The sequence below is a fragment of the Kitasatospora sp. NPDC058218 genome, assembly GCF_042882445.1.
Classification (GTDB): domain Bacteria; phylum Actinomycetota; class Actinomycetes; order Streptomycetales; family Streptomycetaceae; genus Kitasatospora.
This window is the reverse complement of the sequence record NZ_JBHVWC010000134.1, coordinates 1-5,583: the sequence shown is the minus strand read 5'-3', so window position 1 is coordinate 5,583 and position 5,583 is coordinate 1. Positions and strand designations below refer to the sequence as shown.

The window sequence follows — 5,583 nt, the reverse complement described above, 5'->3', positions numbered from 1 at the left end:
GCCTGCCCCGGCCCCCTCCGGGTGCACCCCCCCCCGGGTTGGGCCGGGCCGCCCCGTGGTCCCCCCCCGCGGGGGGGCCCACGACGGGTACGGATCCGGCCGTGGAGCGGCGGCCGGACCAGGGGCTCCCGGCGGCTCCCCGCACCCGTCCACCCGGCCGCGTCCACGGCACGACGCGCCCCCCCGCCCGGCCCGGTCTCTCCCGGGTCTCACCGGCCGGCACACGAGACGGGCACCGGCCCGAGGGCCGATGACCCCATCACCGTGAGCGCTTCTGCGGTGCTAGGACATGACGTCGAGCGGTCGCAGGAAACGGCGCTCGTAGCGCTTGATGCAGCGGGTGCTGCGAGCCAGCTCGAAGGCCTCCTGGCACTCCGGGTCGGTCATGCTGTCCGTGCGGTACTGCTCGTACGTGGCGAAGCTGGGAAAGGAGAAGAGGGCGTAGGCGATGTCGCTGTCGCCCTCACTCGGCAGGAAGTAGCCGTGGTGCGTCCCGCCGAACCGGTTGACGAGCCCGACCCAGCGGCGGCCGTACTCCTCGAAGGCATCGAGCTTGTCGACGTCGATCTCGTACTTCAGATGAATGGTGATCATGCCCACATGAAAGCGGGCCCGCCGTCCTGAGGCAACGGTCCTGCGGTTTCCCCGGCCAGGGGTCGGGTGGGCGCCGGCACCGGGTGGACGCCGGCGCCCCCGGCCCCTCCCCCGACGGACGACGGGTGCCGTCGGGATGCTACCCGCCGGTAAGATGTCGCCGAACCTGTACGGAGGCGGCAGCACAGGCAGCGGGCGGGGCGGGGACGATGGGGATACGGCTGCTCGGGCCGGTCGAGCTGCGGCTCACGGACGGCGAGGCCGCCGCGGTCGGCGGGGCGAAGCAGCGGGGGGTGCTCGCACTGCTCGCGCTGGAGCTGGGCCGGACGGTGGCGGTCGAGCGCTTCTTCGAGCTGCTGTGGGGCGACGAGCCACCGGCCCAGGCGAAAGCGGCGCTGCAGGGACACGTCGCGGCGCTGCGCAAGGTGCTGGCCGGTTCGGGGTTCACGCTGAGCACCCGCGCGCCCGGCTACCGGCTCGACGGCGACCCCGAGGCGGTCGACGCGCTCGCCGCCGGGGCGCTCGCCGCGCGGGCCGCCGGGACGGCCGACGACGCCACCGCCGCCGTACTGCTCCAGCAGGCGCTCGGGCTGTGGCGCGGCGCGGCCCTGGCCGGTCTTCCGGCCACCCCCCTGTGCGCCGTCCTGGCCGACCGGCTGGACGAGGGCCGGACCGAGGCGCTGACCGGATGGGCGCGACGGCAACTGCGGCTCGGCCACGGCCACACGGCCGTCCCCGCGCTGGAGCAGAGTGTCCGCGCGGACGGGCTGCGCGAGCCGACCGTGGCCCTGCTGATGCGCTGCCTGCACCAGGGCGGCCGCGGGCCGGACGCGCTGCGCGTCTACCACCGGGCCCGGGCCCGGCTGGACGAGGAACTCGGCGTCGTGCCGGGGCCCGCGCTGCAGCAGGCCCTGGCCGAGGTGCTGGCCGGCCGGGCCCGCGCTGACGCACCCGACACCACCCCAACCGCAACGGGCAGCACCGCACTCACCCCCGGTGACAGTGCGGTCGCACCCGGCGCGCCTGCCGTCACGCCGTCGGTGGCACTGGGTGACCTGCCCGGGCCGCCCCGGGGTTTCGTCGGCCGCGCGGCGGAGAGCCGCTGGCTGGACCAGCAGTGCGGACCGGACCGGACCGGGGACGGCCTGGCCGTGGTGGCCGGGCCCGCCGGAGTGGGCAAGACCGCGACGGTGCTGCGCTGGGCCCGCCGGGCAGCCGCGGGCTTCCCGGACGGCGTGCTCTTCACCGACCTGCGCGGTTTCGATCCCGCCGGTCCGGGCGATCCGACCCAGGCCCTGGGACGCTTCCTGCGGGCGCTCGGCCTGCCCGAGCAGGCGATCCCGGAGGACCGGGCCGCGCGGGCGGCCCTGTTCCGCGACCACACCCACGGGCGCCGGCTGCTCGTCGTGCTGGACAACGCGCGCGGCGCCGCCGACGTGGCCGACCTGCTGCCGTCCGGGCCCGGCTGCGCCACGGTGATCACCAGTCGGAACAGCCTGGAGGACCTGGTGGTCACCGACGGCGCCGCGCTGCTCCGGCTCGCCGCCCTGCCGCCCGCCGACGCGCACCGCCTGCTGGAGCGCCTGCTCACCGCCGAGCGCGTGGCGGCGGAGCCGGAGCCGGCCGGTCGGCTGATCGATCTCTGCGACCGGCTCCCGCTGGCCCTGCGGATCGTGGCCGCCCGGCTGGCCGCGCGCCCGGGCTGGCGGGTCGCCGACCTGGTGGACGAGCTGACCGACGAGGGCACCCGGCTGGCCGCCCTCGGCACCCAGGGCGGAGCGGTCAGCGTCCGGGCGGCGCTCACCCTGACTCACCGTCAACTCCACGACGGCGCACGAAGTCTGCTCGCACTGCTGACCGTGCACCCGGGGAGCACGGCCGACCCGTGCGCGGCCGCCGCGCTGCTGGACACGGACGCGGAGGGGGGCCGGCACGCGCTCGGCTCACTCGCCGCGTACCACCTGCTGTCGGAGCAGACGCCCGGCCATTTCGGCCGGCACGATCTCGTCCGGCTCTACGGCACGGAGCTGTTCGACCGGCTCTCCCCGCAACGGCAGCGGGAGGCGTTCCGGCGCCTGGTCGACTACGAGCTCGTGGCCACCGGCCTGGCAGTGCGGCGGGTGAACCCGTACCACGAGCCGTTCCGGCCACCGGGGCCCGGGCCGCGCGCGCTGCCGCGGCTCGGCGACGTCCGGTCCACGCTCGCCTGGTGCCACACCGAGGAGCCGGTGCTCCGCGCGCTGGTGACGGCCGCGACCGATCGCGGCGAGTACGAACGCGCGTGGCGGCTGGCCCGGTCGGCCTCGATCCTCTACTACGGTGCCGGGCGCGTCGCCGACCGGCTCGACTGCCTGCGGATCGGGCTGCGGGCCGCCCGGCTGGACGGCGGCCGGGAAGGACTGGCCGCCATGGAGGCGGCGACGGCCTGCGCGCTCGGCTCCGGCGGCCGCGTCGCCGAGGCGTTGCCGCTCGCCGCGCGGGCCGTCGCCCGGACCACGCCGGACGACGGCGACCTGCACATCCACGCCCTCTCCGTGCGCTCCTCGATGGCGGCCCTGTCCGGCGACCCGGTCGAGGCGGACCGGATCGCCCGGGCGGCCCTCGCCCTCATCCGGGCCAGCGGGCTGCGCGAGCACGCCGCCACCGTGCTCAGCAACACGGCGGCGATCAAGGTGGTGCTGGGCGAGCCGGTGGCCGCGCTGGAGCACGCCCGCGAGACGCGCGCCCTGCTGTCCGACCGTCCGACCGCCAACGCCCACCTGTGGGCCATGGTCAGCGAGGCCCTCGCCCGACAGGCGCTGGGAGAACCGGCAGTGGCCGAACGGATCTGGCGGGAGGCCCTGCACCTGTGCGGGTCGAGCGGCAACGTGCGGCTCCACGCGCTCGCACGGCGCCACTTCGCCGACTTCCTGGCGGGGACGGGACGGACCGAGGAGGCCCGCGAGCACCGTCGGACCGCGGGCGAGCTGTACACCGCGCACGGAGACGTCCGGCTGGCCGAGGAACTGGACGGGCAACTGGCCGGCACCCCGGACCGCCGGACACCGCCGAGCACGGCCACCGCCGGACCGGGCTCCCAGTCCCGGGACGTACGGACCGCGTAGCACGACGCACGGAGGCGACATGACCGTCCATCACCTGAACTGCGCCACCATGTGCCCCTTCGGAGGCCGGCTGCTGCTGGGCAGCGGCGGACCACTGGTCGCGCGGCTGACGGCGCACTGCCTCCTGGTGGAGAGCGCGGACGCACTCATCCTCGTCGACACCGGATTCGGGACCGGTGACGTCGCGGACCCCCGCCGGCTCGGGCGGTCGTTCCTGCGGACGGTCCGGCCCCGGCTCGATCCGGCGACCACCGCGGTGCACCGGATCCGCGCCCTCGGCCACGATCCGCGCGACGTCCGCCACATCGTCCTGACCCACCTCGACCCCGACCACGCCGGCGGCATCGGTGACTTCCCGCACGCCCGGGTGCACGTCCTCGCCGACGAGCTGCGGGCCGCGGAGGCTCTGGCGACCCGCGGGGAACGCGACCGCTACCGCCCCGTCCAGTGGGCCCACGGCCCGCACTGGGTGGAGCACCCACAGAACGCCGCCACCGAGAACTGGTACGGCTTCCGCACGATCCCCGTACTCCCGCGCGAGACCCCCGACGTCCTCCTCGTCCCGCTGCCGGGTCACACCCGGGGCCACTGCGGCGTCGCCGTCCGGGAGGCGGACCGCTGGCTGCTGCACTGCGGCGACGCCTACTTCTCGCACACCGACGTCGACCCCGCCTCGCCCCGCCGCCCGCCCGCGCTGACAGCCTTCCAACGCATGATGGCGGTCGACAACGGCGCCCGCCTGCACAACCGGGAGCGACTGCGCGAACTGCGCCGCGCGCACCACGACGAGGTACGGCTGATCTGCGCCCACGATCCGGCCGACCTCGACCCCCGCCCGGCACCTCGGACCGGGTCACGCCAGGGCTGAGTCTCGATCAGGTCCGATCAGCCGGTTCGCTTGCGGCGCTCGGAGCAGCGTCACGGCCCTTGGTCCCGAGCACACTCGATCATGAACGGCGGAGGGCGCCCGTGGGGCGCACGCGCAGGCGTCGCACCCCGGGATGTGATCTCGTCCGCCCCGTCCACTGCCGGCTTGCGGCTGTCGCCGCTCCGGCGCCGGAGAATAGGTTGTTGCCGAACATCCGCGTCAGATCGTGCGCGAAGCCCGTTTCCGCGCCCCGGTGGGCGGCTGACGGAGCATCGGGCACGAGTGGGCATCCAGCATCGAGTACCACCTAGCTGAGGAGAATTCCATGCGGGCCAAGAGGACGACGGCCGCGTTGGCCGGACTTCTGCTGACTGCCGGACTTTCCGTGACGCTGGAGTCCTCCGCGCAAGCGGCGGCTCCGTGCGAGGGTACCTACACGATCGTCGTCGGCGGCACCGGCAGTTCGTGGAACAACGACAACTTCACCGGCAACATCCAGCAGCACGTCGGCTACCCGACCCAGATCCCCAACGGCGCGAGCGCCCGGGCGGGCGTCAACGAGCTGAATCGGCTGGTGCGCGACCAGCGCAACGCCTGTCCGGGCCAACACGTCAAGATCGGCGGGTACTCGCTGGGCGCCGCGGTGGTGCACATCTGGGTCACCGAGAACTGGAAGACCTTCGACAACGTCAATGCCGTCCTCGTCTCGGACCCCAAGCGCCAGGGCCCTCCCGGCGCCAACGGCGGCGCGGTGCCGTTCGGCGGTGTCATCGGCGCCCCGCTCGCGGGCGCCGACAAGTTCTTCGGCAACGTGCCGGTCAAGACGATCTGCCACTGGGACTACGTCTGCGACGAGTCCGCCGGCATCTGGACGTACCCGCAGAACCACGTCAACAACTACCCCAACGACTTCGACATGGACCACCACAACGACAGCGCCAACGAGGTCTGGTACAACGGCGCCTGGTATCCCGCGTAGCCATGACGGCGCCCGCCCGCGGCCGGTCCGTTCCAGCC

At 74.7% G+C, this 5,583-nt stretch carries 4 protein-coding genes; 3 read left to right on the top strand and 1 reads right to left on the bottom strand.

Annotated elements, in window-relative coordinates:
- Positions 1-282: 282 nt before the first annotated feature.
- Positions 283-594, bottom strand: coding sequence for an NIPSNAP family protein (locus ACFVYI_RS41960; protein ID WP_387895306.1), 312 nt, complete (start codon positions 592-594; stop codon positions 283-285).
- A gap of 209 nt (positions 595-803) precedes the next feature.
- Here ACFVYI_RS41960 and ACFVYI_RS41955 point away from each other — a divergent pair, with 209 nt between their 5' ends.
- The 3 genes from ACFVYI_RS41955 (at position 804) to ACFVYI_RS41945 (ending at position 5,545) form a co-directional block, all read left to right on the top strand.
- The gene (locus ACFVYI_RS41955; protein WP_387895303.1) at positions 804-3,698 is read left to right on the top strand and encodes a BTAD domain-containing putative transcriptional regulator; all 2,895 of its coding nucleotides are present in this window, start codon (positions 804-806) and stop codon (positions 3,696-3,698) included.
- A gap of 19 nt (positions 3,699-3,717) precedes the next feature.
- Complete coding sequence (locus ACFVYI_RS41950) at positions 3,718-4,566, top strand: MBL fold metallo-hydrolase (protein ID WP_387895300.1); 849 nt, start codon at positions 3,718-3,720, stop codon at positions 4,564-4,566.
- 325 nt (positions 4,567-4,891) lie between these two features.
- Positions 4,892-5,545: a cutinase family protein gene (locus ACFVYI_RS41945; RefSeq protein ID WP_387895298.1), complete on the top strand. Its 654-nt coding sequence runs from the start codon at positions 4,892-4,894 to the stop codon at positions 5,543-5,545.
- The last annotated feature ends 38 nt before the right edge of the window (positions 5,546-5,583 follow it).